This window comes from Aliiroseovarius sp. F47248L (assembly GCF_023016085.1).
GTDB lineage: Bacteria > Pseudomonadota > Alphaproteobacteria > Rhodobacterales > Rhodobacteraceae > Aliiroseovarius.
On sequence record NZ_JALKBF010000001.1, the window covers coordinates 800,215 to 826,356 of the forward strand.

At 58.1% G+C, this 26,142-nt stretch carries 25 protein-coding genes; 7 read left to right on the forward strand and 18 right to left on the reverse strand.

What is annotated here, in order from left to right; all coding sequences use genetic code 11:
• Positions 1–98 precede the first annotated feature (98 nt).
• Positions 99–875 (forward strand): enoyl-CoA hydratase-related protein, encoded by a 777-nt coding sequence (locus MWU51_RS04020; protein ID WP_247034932.1) that lies wholly within the window; start codon positions 99–101, stop codon positions 873–875.
• A 41-nt stretch (positions 876–916) separates the two neighbouring features.
• On the opposite strand, the gene MWU51_RS04025 is transcribed toward MWU51_RS04020, so the two are convergent.
• The 5 genes from MWU51_RS04025 to gltX all read right to left on the reverse strand — a co-directional run bounded on the left by MWU51_RS04025 (position 917) and on the right by gltX (position 5,338).
• Positions 917–1,570 (reverse strand): alternative oxidase, encoded by a 654-nt coding sequence (locus MWU51_RS04025; RefSeq protein WP_247034934.1) that lies wholly within the window; start codon positions 1,568–1,570, stop codon positions 917–919.
• A 1-nt stretch (position 1,571) separates the two neighbouring features.
• Positions 1,572–2,111, reverse strand: a complete 540-nt coding sequence (locus MWU51_RS04030; RefSeq protein WP_247034936.1) for a GNAT family protein — start codon at positions 2,109–2,111, stop codon at positions 1,572–1,574.
• Positions 2,096–2,470 carry a GFA family protein gene (locus MWU51_RS04035; protein ID WP_247034938.1) on the reverse strand — a complete coding sequence of 125 codons (375 nt, stop codon included), beginning with the start codon at positions 2,468–2,470 and terminating at the stop codon, positions 2,096–2,098. The genes MWU51_RS04030 and MWU51_RS04035 overlap by 16 nt, the downstream gene beginning before the upstream one ends.
• A gap of 101 nt (positions 2,471–2,571) precedes the next feature.
• A complete protein-coding gene (gene gltA, locus MWU51_RS04040) occupies positions 2,572–3,867 on the reverse strand; it encodes a citrate synthase (RefSeq protein ID WP_247034940.1) in 1,296 nt (431 codons plus the stop codon).
• 67 nt (positions 3,868–3,934) lie between these two features.
• Positions 3,935–5,338 carry a glutamate--tRNA ligase gene (gene gltX, locus MWU51_RS04045; RefSeq protein ID WP_247034941.1) on the reverse strand — a complete coding sequence of 468 codons (1,404 nt, stop codon included), beginning with the start codon at positions 5,336–5,338 and terminating at the stop codon, positions 3,935–3,937.
• 155 nt (positions 5,339–5,493) lie between these two features.
• On the opposite strand from gltX, the gene MWU51_RS04050 reads away from it, so the two are divergent.
• Together MWU51_RS04050 and MWU51_RS04055 are read left to right on the forward strand one after the other, a co-directional pair.
• A complete protein-coding gene (locus MWU51_RS04050; RefSeq protein ID WP_247034942.1) occupies positions 5,494–7,545 on the forward strand; it encodes a ComEC/Rec2 family competence protein in 2,052 nt (683 codons plus the stop codon).
• Between the two features lie 59 nt (positions 7,546–7,604).
• Positions 7,605–8,567 (forward strand): LysR family transcriptional regulator, encoded by a 963-nt coding sequence (locus tag MWU51_RS04055; RefSeq protein WP_247034943.1) that lies wholly within the window; start codon positions 7,605–7,607, stop codon positions 8,565–8,567.
• A gap of 11 nt (positions 8,568–8,578) precedes the next feature.
• Here the strand turns inward: MWU51_RS04055 and MWU51_RS04060 are convergent, their stop codons facing one another.
• From MWU51_RS04060 to secG, 10 genes are all read right to left on the reverse strand, one after another.
• A complete protein-coding gene (locus tag MWU51_RS04060) occupies positions 8,579–9,799 on the reverse strand; it encodes an aminotransferase class I/II-fold pyridoxal phosphate-dependent enzyme (RefSeq protein WP_247034944.1) in 1,221 nt (406 codons plus the stop codon).
• Between the two features lie 200 nt (positions 9,800–9,999).
• Complete coding sequence (locus tag MWU51_RS04065) at positions 10,000–11,379, reverse strand: glutamine synthetase family protein (protein ID WP_247034945.1); 1,380 nt, start codon at positions 11,377–11,379, stop codon at positions 10,000–10,002.
• Positions 11,379–12,059, reverse strand: a complete 681-nt coding sequence (locus MWU51_RS04070) for a type 1 glutamine amidotransferase (RefSeq protein WP_247034947.1) — start codon at positions 12,057–12,059, stop codon at positions 11,379–11,381. Before MWU51_RS04070 ends, MWU51_RS04065 begins: the two co-directional genes overlap by 1 nt.
• Positions 12,060–12,167: 108 nt before the next feature.
• Positions 12,168–12,974 (reverse strand): ABC transporter permease subunit, encoded by an 807-nt coding sequence (locus MWU51_RS04075; protein WP_247034949.1) that lies wholly within the window; start codon positions 12,972–12,974, stop codon positions 12,168–12,170.
• The gene (locus MWU51_RS04080) at positions 12,971–13,855 is read right to left on the reverse strand and encodes an ABC transporter permease subunit (protein WP_247034950.1); all 885 of its coding nucleotides are present in this window, start codon (positions 13,853–13,855) and stop codon (positions 12,971–12,973) included. Before MWU51_RS04080 ends, MWU51_RS04075 begins: the two co-directional genes overlap by 4 nt.
• 100 nt (positions 13,856–13,955) lie before the next feature.
• Positions 13,956–14,675 carry a transporter substrate-binding domain-containing protein gene (locus MWU51_RS04085; protein WP_247034951.1) on the reverse strand — a complete coding sequence of 240 codons (720 nt, stop codon included), beginning with the start codon at positions 14,673–14,675 and terminating at the stop codon, positions 13,956–13,958.
• 42 nt (positions 14,676–14,717) lie between these two features.
• Positions 14,718–15,521 (reverse strand): amino acid ABC transporter ATP-binding protein, encoded by an 804-nt coding sequence (locus tag MWU51_RS04090; RefSeq protein WP_348646714.1) that lies wholly within the window; start codon positions 15,519–15,521, stop codon positions 14,718–14,720.
• A gap of 235 nt (positions 15,522–15,756) precedes the next feature.
• Positions 15,757–16,212 (reverse strand): TerB family tellurite resistance protein, encoded by a 456-nt coding sequence (locus tag MWU51_RS04095; protein ID WP_247034952.1) that lies wholly within the window; start codon positions 16,210–16,212, stop codon positions 15,757–15,759.
• 96 nt (positions 16,213–16,308) lie between these two features.
• Positions 16,309–17,952 (reverse strand): CTP synthase, encoded by a 1,644-nt coding sequence (locus MWU51_RS04100; protein ID WP_247034953.1) that lies wholly within the window; start codon positions 17,950–17,952, stop codon positions 16,309–16,311.
• A gap of 198 nt (positions 17,953–18,150) precedes the next feature.
• On the reverse strand, positions 18,151–18,531 hold the full coding sequence (gene secG, locus MWU51_RS04105) for a preprotein translocase subunit SecG (protein WP_247034954.1): 381 nt from the start codon (positions 18,529–18,531) through the stop codon (positions 18,151–18,153).
• Positions 18,532–18,729: 198 nt separating this feature from the next.
• Between secG and MWU51_RS04110 the strand changes: the two genes are divergently transcribed.
• Together MWU51_RS04110 and MWU51_RS04115 are read left to right on the forward strand one after the other, a co-directional pair.
• Complete coding sequence (locus MWU51_RS04110) at positions 18,730–20,025, forward strand: adenylosuccinate synthase (RefSeq protein WP_247034955.1); 1,296 nt, start codon at positions 18,730–18,732, stop codon at positions 20,023–20,025.
• A 12-nt stretch (positions 20,026–20,037) separates the two neighbouring features.
• Positions 20,038–20,316, forward strand: a complete 279-nt coding sequence (locus tag MWU51_RS04115) for a DUF2842 domain-containing protein (protein WP_247034957.1) — start codon at positions 20,038–20,040, stop codon at positions 20,314–20,316.
• Positions 20,317–20,392: 76 nt separating this feature from the next.
• On the opposite strand, the gene MWU51_RS04120 is transcribed toward MWU51_RS04115, so the two are convergent.
• Positions 20,393–22,432, reverse strand: coding sequence for a hypothetical protein (locus MWU51_RS04120; protein WP_247034959.1), 2,040 nt, complete (start codon positions 22,430–22,432; stop codon positions 20,393–20,395).
• A 145-nt stretch (positions 22,433–22,577) separates the two neighbouring features.
• Here MWU51_RS04120 and MWU51_RS04125 point away from each other — a divergent pair, with 145 nt between their 5' ends.
• A complete protein-coding gene (locus MWU51_RS04125) occupies positions 22,578–23,246 on the forward strand; it encodes a thiamine diphosphokinase (protein ID WP_247034961.1) in 669 nt (222 codons plus the stop codon).
• Here the strand turns inward: MWU51_RS04125 and MWU51_RS04130 are convergent.
• Positions 23,243–24,622, reverse strand: a complete 1,380-nt coding sequence (locus MWU51_RS04130; RefSeq protein WP_247034963.1) for an L-serine ammonia-lyase — start codon at positions 24,620–24,622, stop codon at positions 23,243–23,245. The two genes, MWU51_RS04125 and MWU51_RS04130, sit on opposite strands and share 4 nt — an antisense overlap.
• Positions 24,623–24,702: 80 nt before the next feature.
• A complete protein-coding gene (locus MWU51_RS04135; RefSeq protein ID WP_247034965.1) occupies positions 24,703–25,056 on the reverse strand; it encodes a YbaN family protein in 354 nt (117 codons plus the stop codon).
• A gap of 195 nt (positions 25,057–25,251) precedes the next feature.
• Here MWU51_RS04135 and rpiA point away from each other — a divergent pair, with 195 nt between their 5' ends.
• A complete protein-coding gene (gene rpiA, locus MWU51_RS04140; RefSeq protein ID WP_247034967.1) occupies positions 25,252–26,034 on the forward strand; it encodes a ribose-5-phosphate isomerase RpiA in 783 nt (260 codons plus the stop codon).
• Positions 26,035–26,142: the final 108 nt, after the last annotated feature.

The window sequence follows — 26,142 nt, forward strand, 5'->3', positions numbered from 1 at the left end:
ACAGCAATCCGGTCGGATGTTTTTCGCAAGTGACGGGGCGTTTACCTTTACCTGACTGCTTGGTCGGGTAATCTACCCGAAATTTCCGGGAGGACCGAATGAACTACGAAACGATCACGCTGGAGAACACCGACGGGCTGGCGGTGCTGACCCTGAACCGCGCCGATGTGATGAATGCGCTGAACACGCAGATGCGGGCGGAAATCACCCATGCGGTCAAAGACGCAGGTCAGTCGGCGCGTGCATTGGTCATCACCGGGGCGGGGCGGGCGTTTTGCTCGGGGCAAGATCTCGGTGACCGGGCGAACGCGGCCCATGTTGATCTAGAACGCACCCTGCGTGACGAATACGAACCGCTGTTGGACGCGATTTACAACAGTCCGATCCCGACCATTTCGGCGGTAAATGGGGCGGCTGCCGGGGCCGGGGCTAATATCGCATTGGCTGCGGATGTGGTCATCGCCACCGAAAGCGCATTCTTCATGCAGGCCTTTTCCCGCATTGGCCTAATCCCCGATGCCGGTGGCACCTATTGGATGCCGCGTCAGATGGGTTTTGCCAAAGCTATGGGCGCTGCGCTGTTCGCTGAAAAGATGTCCGCAAGTGAGGCCGCAGACCTGGGTCTGATCTGGGAATGCGTGGCAGACGACGATTTCGCAGCCATCTGGCGCAAGCGTGGCGAGCATTTGGCAAAAGGGCCGACGCTATCCTATCGCAACATAAAAAAGGCCTTACGCGCGTCTATGAGCAACACGCTGGACGAGCAATTGGCGCTTGAGGCAAAGTTGCAGGGCGAATGCGGCAACTCGCGCGATTTCAAAGAAGGCGTGTTGGCGTTTCTAGAAAAACGCAGCCCGAAATACGAAGGGCGTTGATCCCGGCACCTTAGCCAGCGCCCGTTGGCAAGGTGAAACAGTCAGTCATCGGACTTGTGTGCGATCTGGTCTGCAAACTCGTGGTTTGTGTCGCGATGGATCGCCTCGTCGGCGCGGATCACCAGTACAACCTCGCGCAACCGCGCGTCATCCGGCAGGTTCCAATACGCCCGCGCAACCACTGGTGCGGGCACGTTCTCCACCTGTCCCGCATCAATTTGCTCCAGATATTGCGTGTAGCTGATCACGGCTTCCTCTTCCAGATATCCGACCACGCGATGCGCAACACGTGGGGCGAAAAGGTAAAGGAAAAAGTAGAAATTGTAGAACACGGCCTGCGTCATCATGATAATGAAGCGTTCAAATCGCGTCGGTTTTGCGATCTCGATAAAGGTCATCAGGTGCATTCGTTCGTTTTCGGCTTCATCCAGCAGTTCGCGGATCCATCCCTGATCGTCGCGAATGTGTCGGATGGCTTTCAGGTGCTGTAACAGCCCACCCACCATACCTGGCACGGCGGCGACGGTTTCCAGAACCACTGCGCGGTGGCCATATCGGCCCGCGAAAAACCGGTCGGCGAAGACGCGCAGAAACTTGACCAGCCCCAAAGCGAAGCGGTCGCGAAAATCTTGTGGTTTGTGATGTGTCTGTTGAAAACCGTCTTGCGCGGTTTTCAGGTCCGAGACTCGTTTCATGTCATTCCACTCCGCCAAAACCCTTTGCGCCACAAAACCCAACAGGTCGTTTTCGCGCCATGTAAAGGCTGTCCGTCCAAACCCCGTCCACGCAATACGTGTTCTTGGCCGTGCCGGTCTTTTGGAATCCCAGCGCTAAAAGCAATCCTTCGGACGCGTCATTTCGCGGGTCAAGATCTGCAGTCAGTTCGGCGAAATCCGTCACCTGCCAAAGGTGGTCGATGACGGCTTGCATCGCCTCTTTCGCGATGCCTTGGCGCCAGACGTCCGGGTGCAGGATAAAGCCGACCTCGTTACCAGTATGGGCTCCGCAAGTGCCGATAACCCGTCCTTGATGGACGATCGCGAAATAGTATGGCGCGGCATCGAAGCCATTGAGCCACCTGTCCAAATGGGCCTGCGTCTCCTTGGTGTCAGGATGGGGCGGTGTGGACCAATAGGTCATTGCGCGAGAATCGCTATAGATCGCAAACAGATCTTCAAGGTCCGAAGGGAGTGGTCCGCGCATGGTCAGGCGCTTTGTGGTCAGTTCCGGTCCCATGGCTGCCGCCCACTTTCAAACACATCCTCACCACGCTGAAAAAGGGTTGGATCATCCAAAGCGCCTGCATAGATAGCGATGGCATCCGGCATACGCGAGGTGGCTTTGAGCAAGGGAGAGCCACAATCTCGGCAAAAGATGAACTCTAGCATCGACCCGGAATCTGCTCGTTGGCGAAAGGTTTTCGTTGGGCCTTTGGTCATAAGCCGATCGCGATCAACCATCATCTGCGGGGCATGACCCGCCCCGGTCGCGTGCTGGCAATCACGGCAATAGCACTGGATGGTAAAGCGAATGTCGCCTGTGTAGTCAAACTGACAAGCGCCGCACAGGCACTTTCCTGAAATAAACTGAGACATGCCAACCCCCCTTGGGGTTTAGATTAGCGCCTGCCTTTTATCGTACCACCAAAACAAGAAAAGCCGCCGAATATCGGCGGCTTTTCTCTGGTGATTTCTTCTCAGCGTTTTGCGACATCCACATAGTCGCGCAACGTTTCGCCCAGATACAACTGGCGCGGACGACCGATTTTCTGGCCCGGATCGCCCAGCATTTCTTTCCACTGGGAAATCCAGCCAACGGTGCGCGACAGCGCAAAGATCGGTGTGAACATCGAGGTGGGGAAGCCCATCGCCTCAAGAATGATACCCGAATAGAAATCCACGTTCGGGTACAGTTTCTTCTCAACGAAATAGGGGTCCTCAAGCGCAATGCGCTCCAGCTCTTTGGCAACTTTCAGCGTCTCGTTGTCTTCGATGCCCAGCAAACCCAGAACCTCGTCGGCGCTTTCTTTCATGACCTTCGCACGCGGGTCGAAGTTCTTGTATACGCGGTGGCCAAAGCCCATCAGGCGGAACGGATCTTCCTTGTCCTTGGCACGGGCGACGTATTCAGGAATGCGGTCCACGGTGCCAATTTCGCGCAGCATTTCAAGACATGCTTGGTTGGCACCACCATGTGCCGGGCCCCACAGGCAGGCGATGCCAGCTGCGATACAGGCGAACGGGTTGGCACCCGATGATCCGGCCAGACGCACGGTTGAGGTCGACGCGTTCTGTTCGTGATCGGCATGTAGAGTAAAGATGCGGTCCATTGCTTTCGACAAGATCGGGTTGACTTCATACTCCTCGCACGGGACAGCAAAGCACATGCGCAGGAAGTTCGAAGCATAGTCCAGATCATTCTTCGGATAGACGAAGGGTTGGCCGACGGAATACTTGTACGCCATGGCGCAAATAGTGGGCAGTTTGGCAATCATGCGGATCGCGGCAACCTCGCGCTGCCATTCGTCGTTCACATCGGTCGAGTCGTGATAGAAGGCGGACATTGCCCCCACCACGCCGGTGATGATGGCCATCGGGTGTGCGTCGCGACGGAACCCAGTGAAGAACTTGATCATCTGCTCGTGCACCATCGTGTGATTGGTCACGCGGCTTTCGAAATCAACCAGCTCGGCTTCGGTCGGCAGTTCGCCGTAGAGCAGCAAATAGCAGACTTCGAGGTAATGTGATTTCTCGGCCAACTGGTCGATGGGATACCCTCGATACAGAAGCTCGCCCTTGTCACCGTCGATAAAAGTGATGGTCGAATCACAACTGGCCGTCGAGGTGAAGCCGGGGTCGTATGTGAATACATCGCCCTTGGAATACAGCTTTCTGATGTCGATCACGTCGGGCCCTGCCGTGGGTGAATAAATCGGCAGCTCCAGTTCTTTGTCACCAAAGGTGAGCTTTGCTGTTCCGGTAGGTTTGGCCATATTGTTATCCCTTCGTGTTCGTATCCTGACGCGCCAACCCCGGATGGGTCAGTCACGATTGCTCATTCTATGCGCTTGCGTCTTCAAGGCGTGCAACAGATTCTTCGCGTCCAAGAACAAGCATCATATCGAAAACGCTGGGGGTCACGGCGCGACCGGCAAGGGCTGCGCGCAAGGGAGCAGCCAGTTTGCCAAATTTGGTCCCGTGAGCTTCTGCAAGCCCGTTCAGGATCCCTTCCAGCGTGTCGCGGTTCCAGCTAGCATTTTGCAGCTGCGGCGTCAATTCTTTCAGTATACCACGGGATACTTTATCCAAAGACTTTGCTGCTTTTTCGTCCTGTTGAATGGGGCGCGAAGCAAGTGCAAAGTTAGCTTTATCAATAAGTTGCGGGAATGTCTTCGCGCCCGTCTTCAACACATACATCGCGTCCGACAAAAGTTGACGTTGCTGCGGTTGCAAAGGGATTTGCCCGGTTGCGGCCAGAAAAGACTCAAGCTCGGCCAACACAGAGGCGTCGTCCATCGCGGCAAGGTGTTGCCCCGATAGGTTGTCCAGCTTCTTGAAGTCGAAGCGCGCCGGGCTTTTGCCGATTCCTTTCAGGTCGAACCACTCGATCGCCTGTGCATCGGAGAAGTATTCGTCGTCCCCGTGGCTCCACCCAAGACGGGTCAGATAGTTGCGCATCGCGCTGGCCGGGTATCCCATGGCCTGATATTCCTCGACTCCCAATGCGCCGTGGCGTTTGGACAATTTTTTGCCGTCGGGGCCGTGGATCAGTGGAATATGCGCCCAAACCGGCACATCCCAACCCATGGCTTGATAAACAAGCAGCTGGCGCGCGGCGTTGTTCAGGTGGTCATCCCCCCGAATGGCATGGGTCACGCCCATATCGTGATCGTCAACGACAACAGCCAACATGTAAGTGGGTGTGCCATCGGACCGTAAACAAATCATGTCGTCCAGCTGATCATTTCGGATCGTCACGTCACCCTGCACCTGATCTTTGATCACGGTCACCCCATCGCGCGGGGCTTTCAGGCGGATCACGTAAGGCGCATCGGGGTGGGTCGCGGGGTTCGCATCGCGCCACGGCGATTGATACAGCGTCGATTTGCCTTCGGCGCGCGCGGCGTCGCGAAAGGCCTGAATCTCGTCCTGTGTGGCAAAGCACTTATAGGCGTGACCGTTCGCTAGCATCTCATGCGCCACCTCTGCGTGGCGGTCAGCACGGTCGAACTGGCTGATCACCTCGCCATCATGGTCCAGCCCAAGCCATGCCATGCCTTTCAGTATCGCTTCAGTTGCCTCGGGGGTTGACCGGGCACGGTCGGTGTCTTCGATCCTCAGCAGGAATTTTCCGCCACGGCCACGGGCATAGAGCCAGTTGAACAGGGCAGTACGCGCACCGCCGATATGCAGATAACCGGTGGGCGAGGGAGCGAAACGGGTGACGATCTGGTCGGTGGACATGTGACGTTAACCTTTTGGAAACCATGCGGGCGTTACTCAGGTCTTCACACGCGTGGTGCGTGAAAAACCGTGGCCTGTGGGCGAGAGGTAAGCGACACCGCTCGGCGCAAGCCTGTCCCGACAGGCTTTACGCAAAAGGGAGGCCGTGAACAAGGGTGCTGGTCCACAAGTTCCTGATCCGGATCGAGGAAGAGCGGGGGCGACTTCTGCATTGGGCGCCGTTGTTTCTGGGAACGGGCATTGGCATCTACTTCGGGCTTGTGCGCGAACCAACGCTAGTGGTCTATGCGGGCCTAGCCGTGTTGATCGTAATCTGCGCCGTTACTGCGCGCCTTTGGCCTTGGGGGATTGGACCGCTTGCCATCGCAGTTGGCTTGGTCGCATTGGGGGTGTGCATGGCCGGAGCGCGGGCGCACTTGGTGGCCGAACCGGTGATGGGATTTCGCTATTACGGCCCGGTCGAAGGGCGGATCGTGACTATAGACCGGTCGCAGTCGGACGCAGTGCGCCTGACGCTGGATCAGGTGCGATTGGATGATGTTGGGCCACGAAATCGTGCAACTATCGTACGTGTGTCGCTGCATGGCGATCAGCGGTATCTAACTCCAGCCATCGGTCAGCGCATTGCGGTGACAGCCCATCTTTCCGGCCCGAATGGGCCTGTTGAACCCGGAGGCTTCGATTTTCAACGTATGGCATGGTTTCGTGGCATCGGGGCTGTGGGATACACTCGCGTCCCGGCCTTGTTGCTGGCGCCGCCCGAACCCGGCATCGCATTGGCTGTGTCGCGCCTGCGTCAGGCGATTTCTGGTTGGGTGCGGGGCGTGTTACCGGGCGAATCCGGTGCGTTTGCTGCCGCGATCACGACAGGCGATCGGTCTACCATGAGCCGATCAACGATCGAGGCATTGCGTGCCTCTAACCTAGCCCACCTGCTGGCAATTTCGGGCTTGCATATGGGCCTGCTGACCGGGTTTATCTTTCAAGCCACCCGGATGCTGTTCAGCTTGTGGAGGAGCGTCGCCCTTCGGTTCCCCATCAAGAAACTGGCAGCTTGCGTGGCGATCTTGTCGGGCGGATTTTATTTGGCTTTGTCAGGAGGCAATATCGCGACCGAACGAGCATTTATCATGGTCGCGACCATGTTCGTTGCAATTCTGTTTGACCGCCGCGCACTGTCTCTGCGCGCGGTTGCGATGGCGGCGATCATCGTTATGACCCTGCATCCCGAAGCGCAGGTCGAGCCCGGTTTCCAGATGTCTTTTGCCGCGACAACCGCATTGGTGGCGGTGTTCGGCTGGCTTCGGGACCGAACACGGGATGACCGGGTTTGGCGTGCACCTAAGTGGTCGCGCCCCATGCTGGCCGTGGTGATTTCATCTTTGGTTGCCGGATTGGCGACTGCACCCTTCGGTGCGGCTCACTTCAATCAGATTAGCCATTTTGGACTGTTGGCCAATCTTCTGTCCGTTCCAATCATGGGGGCGCTGATCATGCCGCTGGCGGTGCTGGCGGCGCTGCTGTCCCCTATAGGGTTGGGATGGGCTCCGCTGAAGCTGATGGGTCCAGCGATTGATTGGATTATCGGTGTGGCGCGTTTCGTTTCGTCTCTGGACGGCGCGACGGGACAGGTGCCTGCGCCCCCTGACGCGGTTCTGCCACTGGTGGCAGTCGGAGGAATATGTGCCGCCTTGTTGAAGGCACGCGCACGTTGGGTGGCGCTGGTGCCGTTTGTTGGGGCCGGATTGATCTGGATACAGACCACACGCCCGCCGGTTTTGATCAGCGCGACCGGCGGTTTGGTCGGTGTGATGACCGATCAGGGTCGTGCCTTGTCAAAGCCGCGCGGCGAAAGCTTTGCCGCGCTGTCCTGGCTTGAGAATGACGGCGACCCTGCAGATCAGGAAACGGCTTTCGCACGGCAAGGGTTCACTGGCATCAAAGGGCGATTGCGCGCCGATGTGGCGGGCGTGACCTTGATCCACCTGACGGGGCGCGGCGCCGGGGATCGGGTGGCTGAGTCATGCGCTGATGCCGATCTGGTGGTGCTGTCCGGCAAATTGACCAAACCCGCCCCGCCGGGATGCGTTGTGCTGGACCGTGCAACTTTGACCGAGATGGGCGCGGTCGCTCTGTGGCCCGATGCCAAGGGAATTCGTATAGAAACTGCCCGTGCACGATCCGGCGACCGGTTGTGGACGCGCTGACACGTACCCTGTTGCCCGCCACGCCCAAAGCCCCTAGCTTTCCCGCAAAGGAGTAGGGAATGGTCGAAACAGCCGGGCGCATCACCCTTTGGGGGGTCGAAGTCTTTGTCGCAGCTGCCGACGAACGCTCGATCTCGGTCGCAGCCCGCAGACTGGGGGCCAGCCCGTCATCGGTCAGCCAGCAATTGACCAATCTGGAATCCGCGCTGGGCACGACGCTGCTGGATCGTTCTGCCCGCCCGATGAACCTGACCCCTGCAGGGGCGCTGTTTCTGAAACGTGCACAGGCCATCCTGAACGAGGCCGAACAGGCTCGTGCCGAACTGGCGCTGGGGGCGATGTCGCAACTGTCGCGCCTGCGCCTGGGGATGATCGAAGATTTCGACGCCGATGTGACCCCACGTCTGTTGTCTGAGCTTGCGGGCGACATGCAGTCCACTCGTTTTCTTCTGGAAACCGGCGCGTCCCACCGGCTGCATGACCAGCTGGATGCCCGCGCGCTGGATGTGATTATTGCAGCGGATACAGGGGCGTCGGCAGACTGGATGGAGGTGCACGCGCTGATGGAGGAACCCTTCGTTGCTGCCGTGCCGAGAGGGGTGATCGACCATGCTGATCCGACGACCACCCTGCGCAATCTACCGTTGGTGCAGTATACGGCGCGGCATCACATGGGGCGGGTGATTTCGGATCATCTGGCGCGGCAGAACATCCATCTGAACAACCGGTTCGAACTGGACAGCTATCACGCGATCATGGCGATGGTGGCGGCCGGTGCGGGTTGGACCATCATTACGCCGCTGGGATTCTTTCACGCCCAACGGTTTCGGGCACAGACCGAGCTGATCGAACTACCCTTTGCGCCCATGACCCGCCGGATCAACTTAACCGCGCGCGAGGGCGTGCTGGGCAACTTGCCGCACGATATGGCGGCCCGTGCCCGGACGATTCTGTCAGACCTGATCGTTGATCCGGCTGCGCAGTCCTATCCCTGGTTGCGCGACAAGCTGGTCGTGCTCTGATACCTGTTGGCTCAGGCTGCGTTGGTTCCGGCCGAAGGCGCTTTGACGTCTACGGCCGCCGCGATCAGCGCATCCGCAATGAAATCCAGATCGGGCCGTTTCAGACGCACCGGAAGCCGAGTGTCACAGGCGCGCATCAGCATGTCGCGTGTCTGCGGCAGCGCGCCTTTATCGCCGATGAACTGCCAGTTCCAGAAGGCGCGGGCGTTGTCTGTGCTCATGCCAAAAACCTGAACCGAAACGCCCCGCTGTTTTGCAGCCGTTTGGAAGGCCACGGTGTCCTCATCGCTCATACCCACAAGATTAAACTGGATGGAATCGGGCGCGCGTGTCTCTGGGGGCAATGGTGGCGGCACGTCAATCCACGGGCTTTGGTTCAGCTTGTCAGCGACATAGTCGTGGTTTCGCAACCCGTCAGTCACGCGACGCTGCAATTCGCCCAGCTGAGGCCGAATGACCGCTGCCGACAAATTTGACAGCCGCGTGTTGTAGAGAGGCAGTTGGTTTTGCCAGCGTGCGAAGGCTTCTTCCAGCGCCGAGGTGTTGTCCCCGCGCGGGCCTTTGTGCTTCTTCCAGTTGTGCTCATAGGCGCCCGACATGATGACCGCGCGGGCGATCAGGTCGGCATCATCGGTGATCAGAATCCCTCCTTCGCCCGCGTTCAGCATCTTGTAAGACTGGAACGAGAAACAGCCGATCTTGCCAATTGTTCCGATCTTGCGCCCGTGCCACAGAGTGCCCAGCGAATGGGCAGCGTCTTCGATCACCGTAATACCGGCCTCGTCACAAAGGGCCATGATGGCATCCATGTCGGACGTGTGCCCACGCATGTGGCTGATGATCACCGCCTTGGCGTCATCGGCCAGCTTGGTTGCAAAATCATCCAAGTCGATGCGATAATTGTCTTTCACGTCGATCAGCACAGGCTGGCAATCGGCATGGACGACCGAGCTTGGCACCGCGGCAAACGTAAAGGCCGGGATCAGAACCTTGGCATCGCGCGGCAGGTCCAGCGCTTTTAGCGACAAAAACAGCGCAGCCGAACAACTGGCAACGGCCAGCGCGTATTTTGCGCCCATCATCTCGGCAAATTCGGCCTCTAGCAGGCTGACCGGGGCATCTTCGGGCGCAGTGTATCGAAACAAATCCCCAGATTGCAAAAGCCGATCAATCTCGGCGCGGGCGGCTTCAGGGATGGGTTCAGCGTCATAGACGTTGGGGGCAAGGGTCAAAGTCGGCTCCTGCTCGTGTGGACGAGAATCGGGTCTATTTCGATTTGCCGAAACTCTTCTTCGGATAATCCGTAGATGAATCGACCCCGAATAACCAGAAAAATGTGTCGGTCGATGTGGTCTGAACACGGACCCGCCGATGGTTGCCCAACCGCGAAAACGGGTAGGACGCCCAGTTTCCTGATGCGCCCTGCCTTGTCTTATACGTTCAGCAGAAGATGTTCGCGTTCCCACGGGCTGATGACTTGAAGAAACTCGTTGTATTCAGTCTTCTTCACGATCGAATAGACACGTGCGAATTCTGGCCCCAGAACCTCGTGCAGGCTTGTGGCTTCGTCGAACAGCTCCAGCGCATAACCCAGATCGCGAGGGATATCCTCCTCCCCTTCATAGGCGTCGCCACGATACTGCGCGGTCGGTCGCTTTTCTTCCATCAGGCCAAGATAACCTGCTGCCAAGCTGGCCGCGATGCCCAGATAGGGGTTGCAGTCCATCCCTGCGATGCGGTTTTCGACCCGCCGCGCCTTGGGTGATGACAGTGGCACACGGATACCCGTCGTGCGATTGTCACGACCCCATTCCAGGTTGATCGGCGCGGCGTTGTCTTTCACATAGCGACGATAGCTGTTGACATAGGGCGCCAGCACCGCCACCGCGCTGGGCAGGTGGTTTTGCATCCCGGCGATGAAGTGGAAGAACGCATCCGTGTCGCCGCCTTGCGGTCCGGCAAAGATATTCTCGCCGGTTTGGCGATCCAGCACCGAGTGGTGGATGTGCATCGCCGAGCCGGGTTCTTCGGCAATCGGTTTGGCCATAAACGTCGCAAAGCAATCGTGACGCAGCGCGGCCTCGCGGATCAGACGTTTGAAGTAAAACACCTCGTCCGCCAATTTGATCGGGTCGCCGTGGATCAGGTTGATCTCAAGCTGACCCGCGCCACCTTCCTGCGTGATGCCGTCAATCTCGAACCCTTGCGCTTCGGCGAAATCATAGATGTCGTCAATCACCGGGCCGAACTCATCGACAGCTGTCATTGAATACGCCTGACGAGCGGCTGCCGGACGCCCGGACCTACCCATCATCGGTTTGATTTTTTCGGCCGGGTCGATATTGCGCGCGACCAAATAAAACTCCATTTCGGGGGCGACGATCGGCTCCCACCCTTGGGCGTGATACAAATCGACTACGCGGCGCAGCACGTTGCGCGGGCTGAACGGGATGGGGTTATTTTTTCGATCAAACGCATCGTGGATCACCTGCAACGTCCAGTCGCCGGTCCACGGCGCGGCGGTGGCGGTGGACATATCGGGCACCAGTGTCATATCGCGCTCGATAAACCCTTCGTCGCCTGCGGCTTCGCCCCAATCCCCTGTGATCGTTTGATAAAATACGCTGTCAGGCAGATGGAAGTAGTCCTGCCGCGCAAACTTACCTGCTGGTACGGCCTTGCCGCGCGCGATGCCGGGCAGGTCTGAGACAATACATTCGACTTCGTCCAAACGTTTGCCATCCAGATACGCCTGAGCGGCTTCGGGCAGTTTTTCCATCCAGGCATTGGTATCTGCGTTCGCGGTGCCCATTACCTGTCTCCTTTGTTCAGAATAGCTGCCATCTGATCGGCAAATTTGTCGGCGTCTATCACCTGTGTCAGCCCGTCTTCGGCATGAGACAGAATATCGTCCGAAATGTTGCCGCGTCCCCTGTATTTGATCAAAGCGTCGATCATCTTGGCGGTAAATTCGGGATGAGGCTGGATCGTCATAATCTTGTCGCCGATCATCAGTCCGGCATTCTCGCAGAAATCGTTCGAGGCAAAGACCCGCGCCCCTTCGGGCAGTTCGACCACCTGATCCTGATGCCAGGCATTCAGAGCGATTTTTTCGCCGTCGATGTCATAGACCTGACGCCCCACTGCCCAACCGCCGTCGAATTTCTCAACCCGGCCGCCCAAGGCTTGGGCGATGATCTGGTGTCCAAAGCACACGCCGACAAGCGGTAATTCGGCGTCACGTATGTCGCGGATCAGGTCTTCCAGCGGCGCGATCCAGTCGTGATATTCATAGGCACCGTGTTTTGACCCGGTGATCAGCCACCCATCGGCAGCCTTTGGACCACCAGGAAACTCGTTGTCCACCACGCTGTAGATTGTGAAGTCATAGCCATGCCCATCCAGAAGTCGGATGAACATCTGGCCGTAATCGCCCAGATCGTCACGCACTTCATCAGGGGAGTGGCCGGTTTGAAGGATACCGATCCGCATGAATCACCAAATTTGATCAAATTATATTCAGGACACTATCCGAGCGTCAGAGCCGGGGCAAGGGGGGAAATCCGGAGAACAAATGTGATGCCTGTCGCGGGACTGCGGTTATCGCATTATGGTGCGCATAAAGCCGGGACGACGGATGACTGCTTGTGGCAGATGCCGGTTCAAACGTTTTCCAACCTGACCGAATATCGTGATCACCACCAGTGTCAGGATAATGAAGAAACCGGCCAGAATGGGGTAGGGCACGAATGGATTGAATGTTTTGTCGGCAAAATAGCTGGCATAATAGAGCGCATCGCCGCGTTGACCCCACACGGGAAAGCCCGAGAAAAAGACCAGCGCGGTGGCGTGAAACAGGAAGATAGCTTCGTTCGTATAGGCGGGCCAGGCAAGACGCAGCATCGACGGCCAGACGATCCGGGTGAACCGCGTGCGTCCGGTGATGCCATAGGCGTCTGCAGCCTCTAGATCGCCCTTGGGGATGGATTGCAGCGCGCCATAGAAAATCTCGGCGGTGTAAGCAGTGGTGTTCAGAAACAGAACCAGCGTCGCCCCCAACCAAGCCGAAGTGAAGGGCGCAAAGAACGGCACGCTTTGCTTCAACACGACGAAGACTGCATAGGCAAAAAACATCTGAATAAACAGGGGCGAGCCGCGAAACACATAGATGAAGAACTCGGCCGGTTTGCGGAGCCACGGATTGGAGCTGTTTTTGGCCAGCGCCATACCGGTGGCGGCGAAGAACCCAAGCGCGATGGCAATCAGACCGAAATAGATGTTCCAAATCATGCCAGATCCGATCAGCGTTACCTGTTCGCACAGCGTGAAGTCTTCGCGCGGCAGCAGCCGTTCACCGATGCCTACTGAACGCAGGGCATAGTCCTGAATGGTTTGAAGGCAACTCATTGTGCGGCCTTTCTCTGCGCTTCACCGGCCGCGGTAGCCTGTCCATGCGACAGCCGCCGGGTGATGCGTTTGAAGACCCGCTCGCTGATCGATGTCAGCATCAGGTAAAAGACCAGAAGCCCGAAGAAATAAATCGCGTGCCAATTGCCGTGTGGATAGTCGGAAAAGCGGGCGGTTTTGGTACCGCCAAGCTCTTTTGCCCAATAGACGATATCCTCGACGCCCAAAAGGAACAAAAGTGGGGTGGCTTTGACAAGGATCATCCACAAGTTCGACAGGCCGGGCAGGGCATAAATCCACATTTGTGGCACAAGGATGCGCCAGAAGGTCTGGCGCGATGTCATGCCGTAAGCCTCTGCGGTTTCAAGCTGTGCGCGGGGCACAGCGCGCATCGCGCCGTAAAGCACATTGGACGCGAAGGCGCCAAAGACGATGGCGAAGGTCAGCACAGCCAGCGAAAAGCCATAGACCTCGTGTACCCATTGCGGGCTGGTCGACAGGGGCAGTTTGGCCTGCGTGCAGACCACAAAGTCGCTGCCCTGACGGATTGGCTCCAACCAGTCGGGGCATTTCACCTTGTGGCGCAAATATTCAAATGCCTGATCCAGCGCGATGACGAAAAACATGAAAAAGGCGATATCGGGCACGCCGCGCACAATCGCCGTGTATGTCTTGCCCAACAGGCTGAGCGGCAGGAACCGCGACCGTGCGGCAGATGCGCCTGCAAAGCCGAACAACAACGCCACGGGGGCGGTGATCAGCAGCAACACGATCACCGTCACGAAAGACATGTAGAAGCCCATATGCTTGCCCGTGGTCAGGTAGCAGCTAAGCCATGTCAAGCCCTCAAGCGTTGACGGGTCGGTGCAGTAGAAAAACATCGCGATTACCGATTGGGGTTGCTCGGATGGCCGGTCTGACCGAACCACACAGGCAAAAGAATGGCCCACGCAATAGCCGCGCGTGGGCCATAGATTCAGATTACCACTGTGAGGAAACTTCCCACTTGGCAATCATCTCGTTCAGCGTTCCGTCGTCTTTCATGGACTGGATTGCCGCGTCGAACGTGTCGCGCATTTCGGTATCGCTTTCGCGGAAACCCATGCCGACACCGCCGCCAATGGCTTCCATCCGCTCCAGCATCACCAGACCATCGGACCCAACCATAGTGTCAAGGTAGCTTTTATCTGCCAGAACCGCATCCGCTTCACCGCTCTTTACAGCAGCAATGGTTTCTTCGGGGGTCGGAAACTCGACCACGGTCCAGCCCTGTTCGGCAACGAACGCGGCTTGAATGGTGGTCGCCTGTGCAGCAATCACGCCTCCTTCAAGGTCCACATCCGCCGACATGGCAAGATAGGCGGAAGGGTCTGGCGGGGTGTAGGGCTGGGTGAAGTCGATGACCTCGTCCCGTTCGTCGGTGATCGACATGCCCGCGATGATCGCGTCATAGTTCCCCGAGACGAGGTTCGGAATGATCGTATCCCACTCGTTTTTGACCCATTCACAGGTCAGTTCGGCGCGTTTACACAGCTCGTCGCCCAATTCGCGCTCGAAGCCGTCGATCTCGCCTGAATCGTTGACGAAGTTCCACGGGGCATAAGCACCTTCGGTGCCAAGACGCACGGTCTTGGTATCCTGGGCCATCGCGAAACCTGCCGAGATCGCGAGTGCCGCGGTCGAAAGGATCAGCTTTTTCATCAGTTAACTCCCTTTAAGTTTTGGTTTTCTTGGGTTTTCAGATCAGCCGGGTTGAGTGGCTGATAGAAACTGTTTGAGCCGCTCGCTTTTTGGCGATCCAAAAAGCGCATCCGGCGGGCCTTCTTCTTCAATCAGACCCTGATGCAGAAAAATAACGTGGTCTGACACATCAGCGGCCAACCGCATATCATGGGTGACAATCACCATCGTGCGCCCTTCGGCGGCCAGATCTTTGATGACCTTGACTACTTCTTGTTCCAGTTCAGGATCCAGCGCCGAGGTCGGTTCGTCGAACAACAGTGCCTTGGGCTCCATGCACAGCGCGCGTGCGATGGCGGCGCGTTGCTGCTGGCCGCCCGACAGTTGCGCAGGCCAGACATCGCATTTGTCGCCGATCCCGACCTTGGCCAGATAGGCGCGGGCTTTTTTTTCAACTTCTGCCTTGTCGCGGCCCAACACGGTAACGGGTGCTTCCATTACGTTTTGCAGGATGGTCATATGGGACCACAGGTTGAACTGCTGAAACACCATTGACAGGTTGGTACGAATGCGCGTGACCTGTGCGCGATCAGCCGGGTGCCGGTGCAGCGCATGGCCGCGCCAGGCAATTGGCTCGCCTTCAAACAGAATGTCACCTTGCTGGCTGTCTTCCAGTAGGTTTGCACAGCGCAGGAGTGTGGATTTTCCCGACCCTGACGACCCGATAAGCGACACGACATGGCCCCGGTCAGCCACCAGATCGACGCCTTTTAGTACTTCAAGCGCACCGTAACTTTTGTGAAGGTCACGAATTTCGATCACAGGCGTGGCTGTGGCGGAGTTTTGGGACGCTTTGTCTAGTGGCACGCAAAAAACCTGATTGTGGAACAAGTGGTGTGACACCGGAGTAGGGCGCATATTTATCTGAAATGCAACGGCGAAAAGGCGGGGAAGTCGCGTAAATCCGGGCGGATCGGCGGTCGGGCAGGGCAATTCGTGCAAGAGCATCTGTGTCGTGCGCGTTACGGTTGAACCCGCCGCTCTGGCTGAGCATGGGGTGTCGGACGCACCAGTCGCGCGAAATGACCCTCAGCCTCCGGGATCAGTCGGCGCCACCGTTGATCACTCGCGAAGCGCGCAGGCGTGCCTCGTTGCTTTGTAGATCGGTGATGCCAAGAAAACGTGGGATCATCCGCATCAACGCATCCTCTTCCATCGTCCGCACACCGTCGGCCAACACCACGGACCATGCCGCTTCGATCACGGCGATCCTGTCGTCCAACGGCACCCCATCCTTCACGGCGTTGGTGAACCGAACGGTATCGGGGGCGTCGGCTTCTAATTTCTCGGCGTTCTGCCGCAAGGTGGCGGCGGCGTCAGGTGTCAAACCATAGCGATGGGACAGGATGCGGGTGATTTCGGCGATCTCGGTCGCGCCATAGGCGTGGTCCGACCGTGCCAACCTTACCAAAAGGGCAGCGATGGCCAGCCGCGCATCGTCATCACCAAGCGGGCTGGGATCTGGTTGGCTGAGTTTTGACAACAAGGATCGGATCATATGCCTAACCTAAGATACCCAAATCAAATTGCCAGCCCGGATTGCGCACCTCGGGTCACAAGCGCGTCAACCGCCGTAAGGTGTTCCATTCGCGGGTCAGACCAGCCGTTCGATATCTTTTGCAGCGCGCACGAAATCTGCGAACAGAGGGGCTGGGTCAAATGGCTTTGACTTCAGTTCCGGGTGGAACTGCACACCGACGAACCACGGATGATCTTTCCATTCGACGATTTCCGGCAGACGCCCATCAGGTGACATGCCCGAGAAGTGCAGACCGCATGCCTCAAGCTGGTCGCGGTATTTGGTGTCGACCTCATAGCGATGGCGGTGACGTTCCTCGATCGTGGTCGTACCGTAAATCTCGGCAACTTTCGATCCTTCGGCCAACGTCGCGGTGTAAGCGCCCAACCGCATCGTGCCCCCCTTGTCGTCCGAGACCTTGCGCTTGACCCTGTAGTTGCCCTGCACCCACTCCTTCAGGTGATAGACAACCGGAGTGAAGCGGGTTTCGCCCGCTTCATGGTCAAACTCCTCGGACCCAGCATCTTTGATGCCGGCCACGTTGCGTGCGGCTTCGACCACGGCCATCTGCATGCCCAGACATATCCCCAAATAGGGAATCTTGCGCTCACGGGCAAATTGAGCGGCCTTGATCTTGCCCTCGGTGCCGCGTTCGCCGAAGCCCCCGGGCACCAGAATCGCGTGGAAACCGGCCAGATAGGGCGCGGGGTCTTCCTTGTCGAACAACTCGGCGTCGACCCATTCCAGCTTGACGCGCACACGGTTGGCCATGCCGCCATGGGTTAGTGCCTCTTTGATCGACTTATAGGCATCCTCAAGCTGGATATACTTGCCGACCACCGCCACGCGGACCTCGCCTTCGGCGTTGTGAATGCGGTCTTCCACATCTTCCCAACGGCGCAGATCGGGCTTCGGAGCAGGCGCGATCTGGAACGCATCCAGCACCGCTTGATCCAGCCCGACATTATGAAAGGCCATCGGCGCTTCATAGATCGACTTCAGGTCGTAGGCAGGGATGACCGCATCGGTCCGGACGTTACAGAACAGGGCGATCTTGTCGCGTTCTTTGTCGGGGATCGGGTGTTCCGCCCGGCACACCAGAACGTCCGGCGCAATGCCGATCGAGCGCAATTCCTTGACCGAGTGCTGGGTGGGTTTCGTCTTCAACTCGCCCGAGGCCGCAAGGAAAGGCAGCAGCGTCAAATGCATGAAGATACACTGACCGCGCGGGCGCTCCTGGCTGAACTGGCGGATCGCCTCGAAAAAGGGCAGGGCTTCAATATCGCCGACCGTGCCGCCGATTTCGCAAAGCATGAAATCAACCTCGTCGTCGCCGATCTCGATGAAGTCCTTGATTTCGTTAGTGACGTGGGGAATGACCTGAATTGTCTTGCCAAGGTAGTCGCCGCGCCGCTCTTTCTCCAACACGTTGGTATAGATGCGGCCCGAGCTGACGGAATCGGTGGCGCGCGCGGCCACGCCGGTGAAACGCTCGTAATGGCCAAGGTCCAGATCGGTTTCGGCACCATCGTCGGTGACGAACACCTCGCCGTGTTCAAACGGGCTCATCGTGCCGGGATCGACGTTCAAATAGGGGTCGAGCTTGCGCATCCGCACTGAATAGCCACGCGCCTGAAGCAGGGCGCCCAAAGCGGCGGCCGTCAGACCTTTGCCCAATGAAGAAACCACACCGCCGGTGATGAAAATGTAACGTGCCATGCGTTTGGCTGCCCCCGTGAAACCGGCGCTATCGCGCCTTTGAATATTGGCTTTCGAACCCTGCATGCGGCCATGAAAAAGGCCCCGGCGAATCCGCTGTCCACGGGATTAAAGATATAATTGATTCCGGTTCCCCGCGCAACCAGATCGCAAGATGATGGGGCGGGAAATCCGCCCTCACTCAAGGTATAGTGGGTGTCAGTCCGCGCGCGGCGGTGTCAGGCTGTCATCTGCGCTGGTGGGTGGCAGCAGGTCTGTGACATCGGGTGTGACAGGTGCGTTGGGATCGGCGGCACTGTCTGCAGCGGGGGCTTCAATACCCAGCGCATCAATCACCGAACTGTCTGCCGAGTTTTTTGCCGCAATCACTGTCAGAGTGATCGAAGTGCACAGAAAAGCGATCGCGAAGACCCAGGTCAATTTACCCAAAGCCGTGGCTGCGCTGCGCGACGACATCACGCCGCCACCGCCACCACCACCACCGATGCCCAAACCGCCACCTTCCGAGCGCTGCAAAAGCACGATACCGATCAGGCCCAGGGCCAGGATCAGGTGAATGACGAGGATGACGTTTTCCATAAGGGACGCTTCCGTGGCTGGGGGTTCGTACGATCTGCGGCGCTATGTAGGGGAAAAGCCGAAGGGGTGCAAGCAGCGCGGAGGGGCAATATGCGATTCCTTCCCGCGTTTCTCGGATCCCATGCGGATTACGGGTTTCACACAGGGGCATGTGCGGCTATGACCCTAACGGGTTTTCTTTGAGACAGGAAAAAGATCATGGCCAATGTAGTCGTCGTAGGTGCCCAGTGGGGTGATGAGGGAAAGGGCAAGATCGTTGACTGGCTCAGCGAACGTGCCGATGTGATCGCGCGCTTTCAGGGCGGCCATAACGCGGGCCACACACTGGTCGTCGAAGGCAAGGTTTATAAGCTGCACGCGTTGCCCTCGGGTGTTGTGCGTGGCGGCAAGTTGTCGGTGATCGGCAACGGCGTCGTTCTGGACCCGTGGCACCTGCTGAAAGAGATTGAGACGATCACCGGGCAAGGGGTCGAGATTTCGCCCGAGACGCTGATGATCGCCGAGAACACGCCGTTGATCCTGCCCTTCCACGGCGAACTTGACCGCGCACGGGAAGAGGCCGCATCGAAAGGCACCAAGATCGGCACCACCGGGCGCGGCATCGGTCCGTGTTACGAAGACAAGGTGGGGCGTCGTGCAATCCGTGTCGCTGATCTGGCCGATGCGGCCACCCTCGAAACCCGCGTGGATCGCGCCCTGCAGCACCACGACCCGCTGCGCAAGGGGTTGGGGATCGACCCGATCGACCGGGACGCCCTGATCGCGCAACTAAAAGAGGTCGCGCCGAAAATCCTGCGTTTCGCAGCCCCCGTCTGGAAGGTGCTGAATGAAAAACGCAAAGCAGGCAAACGCATTCTGTTCGAAGGGGCACAGGGTGCGCTTTTGGACATCGACTTTGGCACCTATCCCTTCGTCACCTCCTCGAACGTGATTGCCGGGCAGGCTGCAACGGGTGTCGGCATTGGCCCCGGCTCGATTGACTATGTGCTGGGCATTGTGAAGGCCTACACCACGCGTGTAGGCGAGGGACCGTTCCCGACAGAACTTGACGACGACGACGGCCAGCGCCTGGGCGAGCGTGGCCACGAATTCGGAACCACCACCGGGCGCAAGCGCCGATGTGGCTGGTTTGACGCCGCTCTGGTGCGCCAGACTTGTGCTACGTCAGGCGTGACCGGTATTTCTCTCACCAAACTTGATGTTTTGGACGGGTTTGAGATTCTGAAGATCTGCGTTGGGTATGAACTGGATGGCAAGCGAATGGATTATTTACCCACCGCTGAAAATGAACAGGCCCGCTGCACGCCGATCTATGAGGAAATGCCCGGTTGGTCGGAGACCACCGAAGGCGCGCGGAGCTGGAACGACCTGCCCGCCAACGCGATTAAATATGTGAAACGTGTGGAAGAGCTGATCGACTGCCCGGTTGCTTTGCTATCAACAAGCCCGGAACGTGATGACACGATCCTTGTCACCGACCCGTTCGCAGATTGATTAGGGGGCGCAATGGCACTGAGCTATAAAGCACGTAAACGTCTGTCTTTGCTGGTTTTGCTGGTTGGATTGCCGCTTTACATCCTCGTGGCGGTGAAGGTCGTCAGCTTGTTTGATCGTCCTCCGATATTGCTGGAGCTTCTGGTTTATGTCGTGCTGGGCTTTTTGTGGATGATCCCGCTTCGCAAAGTGTTTCTGGGGGTGGGCAAGCCCGACCCAGATGCCGACCCGGACAGTTATCCGCATGATCCGGTGGAGCCTGAGACACAAAAGCGCGGTCCGAAGAACTAACGGTCACTACATCCAGCAGTAACCTAAAAAAGCGCGACCCATGGGGGCCGCGCTTTTTTAGTTAAATTTTAGCAGGTTAGGCTGTTTGCCGCCCGCTTTCATCGGTCTCATCGTCTTCTGCCAGCGCAAAGCGGCCCGGTGCAATCTTGCTGATACGACCTTCACGCAAAAGGCGACCGAAGGCGCGCAGGGCTTCTTCGCGTGAGATGCCTCCATTGACGTTCAACCCGACTACCAACCGCATTACATGCGGGCGGCTGAATTGCGGCAGGCCTTGAACCTTGGTGGCATATGTTGCTGCGGCCTCCATTAGTCCCGTCATGTCCGAGGCATCCGCCCCGTTCACGTAAGACGCGAACCCATCTTGCGATGGATCGGCCGAAACTGCGCTGATGGTCTTGCCAGCGCCGTCAACGGGTGCCTGTCCGGCGACGGTTTCTGCTTTGCTACCGGGTTTGCGGCTGACGCGACGCGGACGTACGATTCGTACGGCTTTATTGCCTTTGGTGTCGGTATCCATGTCGTCTTCGGCATCCCGTACGCCATCCACACGCTGCTCTGACACCAAAACCAGCGGCGCCATACGCAACGAGCTGCCTTTCGCTTCGGTGTTTTCTGGGCGTTTCGGACGCACGGCGCGGGCCAGATCTTCGCGGTACGGATCTTCCTCATGCTCGTCGACATCGACTTCGCCTGCATCTTCATCTGCGCGTTTTGCCTGCACGGCGGCCTTCAAATGCTCGATTGAGTTGCGACGGCGCGACACTTCCTGACTGTCCATCTTGTCGTTGGTTTCGGCAAGAATACGATTCAGCGTCTCATCGCTTTGGTCGGCGGCGCCATTGTCGAACACCTGTTCGCGACGCTCGCGACGCGCTTCGGTTTTGACCTCGTGGTCGATCATGTTCAGCAGTTTCAGGGTTGAATGATCGTCCTGATCACCGTCGTCGTGATCATTTTCACCCTGTTTTGCGTCATCCGAATCCAGAACCGTCGCGTCTTCCACCTCTTTTGGTGTGACAGTCAGTTCCTCAACGCCATCTTCACGCCGCATTCGCTTAACGCGTACAACACGGTTGACCGGGCGCAGTGGCTCGGGCTCGTCGTCGAAAGTATTTTCCAGAAGGTTGCTGACGCCATCTTCGATACCCAGATCAGAACCGTCTTCATCGTCATAACTTGCACTCGACGTGGCAGTTTCTTCATCCGATTGATCGTTTTGCGCATTCATTTGGGACAGAATGGCATCGACGTCTTCATCTGTATCCGAGGGGACGCTGGAATCGGCTGACAGAACCAAAGGACCGTCTGACGATTTTTCGTCTTTTGATACTTCTTCGGCTGTTTCCACCTCGGTTGTGTCTGCCTGTGCGACTGCCTCAGGTCCGTCGTCCTGATCGACTGGGGCGTCGATGTCGGCGCTGTCCTCTGCAACCGCATCCTGCTCGTTCTCATAGAACGGCTCGGCATCCGGGTCGTCGGAATGGTCTTCCAGATTGGTGTCGTCAGCAACGGCGCGAATACGCTCCAGCTTTGCCCCGGCGCTGTCGTCGTCCATTTCGGCGGGGGTGTGCATAGCGGCTTCTTCAGCCATATGTTCGAAATTGTCAGTGTCTTCGGCGACGTCTTCGGTGACGTCATCGGCAACCAGTTGGTCGGCGTCTTGCTCGGCCAAATTTTGAACATCTTCAACGGGCGCTTCTTCAGCCGGTGTTTCTTCTTCCAGCTGCGTGGTTTCAGTTGTTTCCTCAACCGCAGCTTCTTCGTCCGCTGCATGGGCCTGTCCGCTGTCTTCATCTTCAAGCAGTGCCTGACCGGCCACCAAGGTGGCGCCGGTTTTTGTCACGGCAGGCAAGGCCGAGCCTTCCTGACGCAGAACAACGCCATCATTTTCCAAGCGTGCCTGAACGCGTTTCTGAATTTCGCGTTCTGCGATACGGTGAAGCACTTCGGCATCTGGTGTTGGGGGTTCCGCACCAAAATAGCGGTCATCCGCTGCCAGATCACGGAAATACTCCGCAATTGATTTCATGGTGCCAAATGGCTCGTCGAATCCCTCAAGCGTGCACGAAAAAGTGCCATAGGATACAGTGAGGATTTTGCTGTTGCTCACCATTGATAACTCACTTTCTCCTCCGAAACTGCGCAGGTATACACTACCCTACATCGTTCCGAGAACTTAAACAAAGCCGTGAAAAACACGGTATTTTTTCCGGACTAATCCGTTCTTAAAATCAGATTGGGAGACAATTGTGTCCATAATGAGATATTTTCGTCAATTTTCCCACAATGTGACTCTGCTGGGCGGCGGGGCGGTGAATCCGGCAACACTGATGCAGTGTCTGGAGCTTGCGCCAGAGCTTGTTGCAGCGGATGGCGGTGCGGATCAGGCGCTGAATATGGGGCATGTTCCGGTGGTGGTTGCGGGCGATATGGATTCCGTTTCCGACCGGGCGCGCAAGGTGATTGGGGCAGATCGGTTTGTTGAAACTCCAGATCAGAATCGTACCGATTTCCACAAAACACTTGACCTTATCGACGCGCCGGTGGTGTTGGGCGTCGGGTTTATGGGCAAGCGGCTGGACCATGAGCTTGCGTGCTATAACACGTTGGTGCGTTTGCCAGAAAAGCGGGTTATTCTGGTGGGCGAGGTGGATATCTGTTTCCACCTGTCCGCGCCGTTGGCGATGTCGTTGCCCGTCGGTACACGGTTTTCGCTGTTTCCAATGGCCAAGGTAAACGTGCGTAGCATCGGGTTAGTCTGGCCTGTTGATGATCTTGAGATGTCACCCTGGGGCATGATCGGTACGTCGAATGAAACAAACGCGCCGACAGTCTCGGTTACGGCGGACGGACCGGGGCTTCTTGTGATTCTGCCGCGCGCGCACCTGACTGACGTGATCAAGGTCCTGACACCAGCAAGCGTCTAGCAGTTGGGGACGTTTACCGCCAATCCGCCCAAGGATGTCTCTTTATACTTTTCCGACATGTCTTGCCCGGTTTCAAACATCGTCTTGATGCAGGCGTCCAGCGGCACAAGATGGGTGCCGTCACCGCGCAGGGCGAGCGAGGCCGCGGACACTGCCTTGATCGCACCCAGCCCGTTGCGTTCGATGCAGGGCACTTGCACCAGTCCCCGCACCGGGTCGCAGGTCAGGCCAAGGTGGTGTTCCAACGCGATCTCGGCTGCGTTCTCGATCTGCATGGGGCTGCCCCCCATCACGGCGCACAGCCCGGCGGCGGCCATGGCACTTGCCGATCCGACCTCGGCCTGGCAGCCAGCTTCAGCCCCCGAGATTGATGCATTGTGTTTCACGATCCCGCCAATTGCCGATGCGGTCAGCAGGAACTCGTGCACCCGTGACGGCACCGCGCCGGGCACGTGGTTCAGCCAGTATCGCACCACGGCTGGCAGGACGCCCGCCGCGCCATTGGTCGGGCTGGTCACGACCTGACCACCCGCGGCGTTTTCCTCGTTCACCGCCATGGCATAGACGCTCATCCAATCGTTGATGATATGCGGCGCGGACAGGTTCATCCCCTGTTCTGCCATCAAACTGTCATGGATCGCTTTTGCGCGGCGGCGCACCAGAAGCCCGCCCGGCAGGATTCCATCCTCGGCCAACCCACGGTCGATACATCTGTTCATTGCGTCCCAAATCCGGTCCAGCCCTTCAGCCAGCGCGTTGGGGTCCATATGTTCCAGCTCGTTTTCGCGTTTCATCTCGGCGATGGATTTGCCTGACTCGCGGGCCATCTCAAGCATCTGGGCCGCGGTTTCGAACGAATAGGGGTGCCGTTTGGCGTCGCGCGCGTCCAACACTGCCTCGCGCGCTTGTTCGGCTTCGGTCACGACAAAACCGCCTCCGATGGAATAATAGGTCTCGCGCACCACCACGTCGCCTTGCGCGTCGGTCGCCATCAACTGCATTCCGTTGGCGTGGCCGGCCAGGGGAGTCTCATAGTCGAAAATCAGGTCGGTTTTCGGGGCAAAAGCCAAGGTGCCGAGCCCCTCGGGGCTGACAGTCCCGGTGCGATTGATTTCGGCCAAGGTGGCTTCGGCACGGGCGTGGTCGTAAGTGTCGGGAAGAAATCCGGCCAACCCCAGAATAGTAGCCCGGTCAGTGGCGTGGCCAACCCCGGTGAAGGCCAGCGACCCGTGCAGAGAGGCACGCAACCCCTGCACCTTGAAGGGCTGGGCGCGTAAGTGGTCCAGAAAACGCCCGCCCGCTACCATTGGACCCATGGTGTGTGACGAACTGGGGCCGACCCCGATCTTGAACATGTCAAAGACAGACAGGAACATGTTAACCTCGTGCGTTTTCAGGTTGGACCAGATTGATCATTTACCGCTCTTTTGTCAGCGCAAAAGCGACGCTTTTTGCGTCAGTCCGGCCGGGTCAGCACAAAAGCCGCCCCCGCGCCCATCAAAACCGCCTGCGCGACCAAAACCAACGTCGGAGCGCCAAGGATCAGTGACACGATAAACACCAGCGCCATCATGGTGGCCGCGAGTGTCTTTGCCCGCCGCGAGATCGCGCCACGCTCTTCCCAATCCTTGATCGCAGGGCCGAAATGGGCGTGGTCGATCAGCCATGCGCGGGCTTTCGGGCTGCCCTTGCCAAAGGCGAAGGCGGCGACAAGCAGAAAGGGCGTCGTGGGTAAAACCGGCAGGATGACCCCGATCAGTCCCAGCGCAACCGCGCTCCAGCCCAACGTAATATAGACATATCTGCTCATTTTACACGTGCAGCCCTTGCCGGAAAACCGTTGCGCCAGCATTGGGCGATGCCGGGGCGAATGTCCACCCGGTGGCGCGATGGTGGATCATGCGGCGAAAATCGGCGCTGTGCGGCGTTCCCCTCTCGCCAGTCCGGACCATGCGTTTTATAACGCTGGCAACTCGAAACATGCGCCACAAGGGGAATCGCTGCCATGTCCGGAGAACTTTCACCCATCGACACTGCCAAATTCGTCGCTGCCAAGCGGGCGGTTCAGTATGTCGAAGACGGAATGCGTGTCGGGCTTGGCACCGGGTCCACCGCCGCATGGATGGTGCGGTGTCTGGGCGAGCGGGTTCGCAGCGAAGGGTTGAAGATCACCGGCGTGCCGACCAGCACTCGCACCGCCGAGTTGGCGCGGCAGGTCGGGATTAAGGTCACGACGTTGGACGAGGCGAAGTGGCTTGACCTGACCATTGATGGCACCGACGAATATGACCCCGACCTGTGCCTGATCAAAGGTGGCGGGGGTGCGCATTTGCAGGAAAAGATCGTCGCTACGGCCTCGGACCGGATGGTCGTGATTGCCGACCCGACCAAGGGTGTGGACATGCTCGGCGCTTTCCCACTGCCCATCGAGGTTATTCCTTTCGGCCTGCAAGCCACCAAAGGGCTGGTCGAAGAACTGCTGGCCGCGATGGATGTGTTGGACAGCAAGGCCGTCCTGCGTGAAAAAGGCGGCGTGCCCTTCGTCACGGATGAAGGCAACCACATCATCGACCTGCATCTGAAGCGTATTCAGGATCCGCGCAAACTGTCGATGGTGTTGAACCAAGTGCCGGGTGTTGTCGAAAACGGGTTGTTCATCGACATCTGCGACGCGGTTGTCATTGGCCATGGCGATGGCAGGGTCGAGGTGATCGACATCAATGAAGGCACCCACGAGGAAGAGCGGATCGAATTCGCAGACAGTGCAAACATTTTTGCAGATATCTGACGCCTCTGCACAGCTTTGACACGCGCAAACGTGAAGCATGTGACATTTCCGGCTCTGGAAGTTCGGCGGAGTTGCCCATAGCTTCTGCCGCAATGTGATTTGTACCCT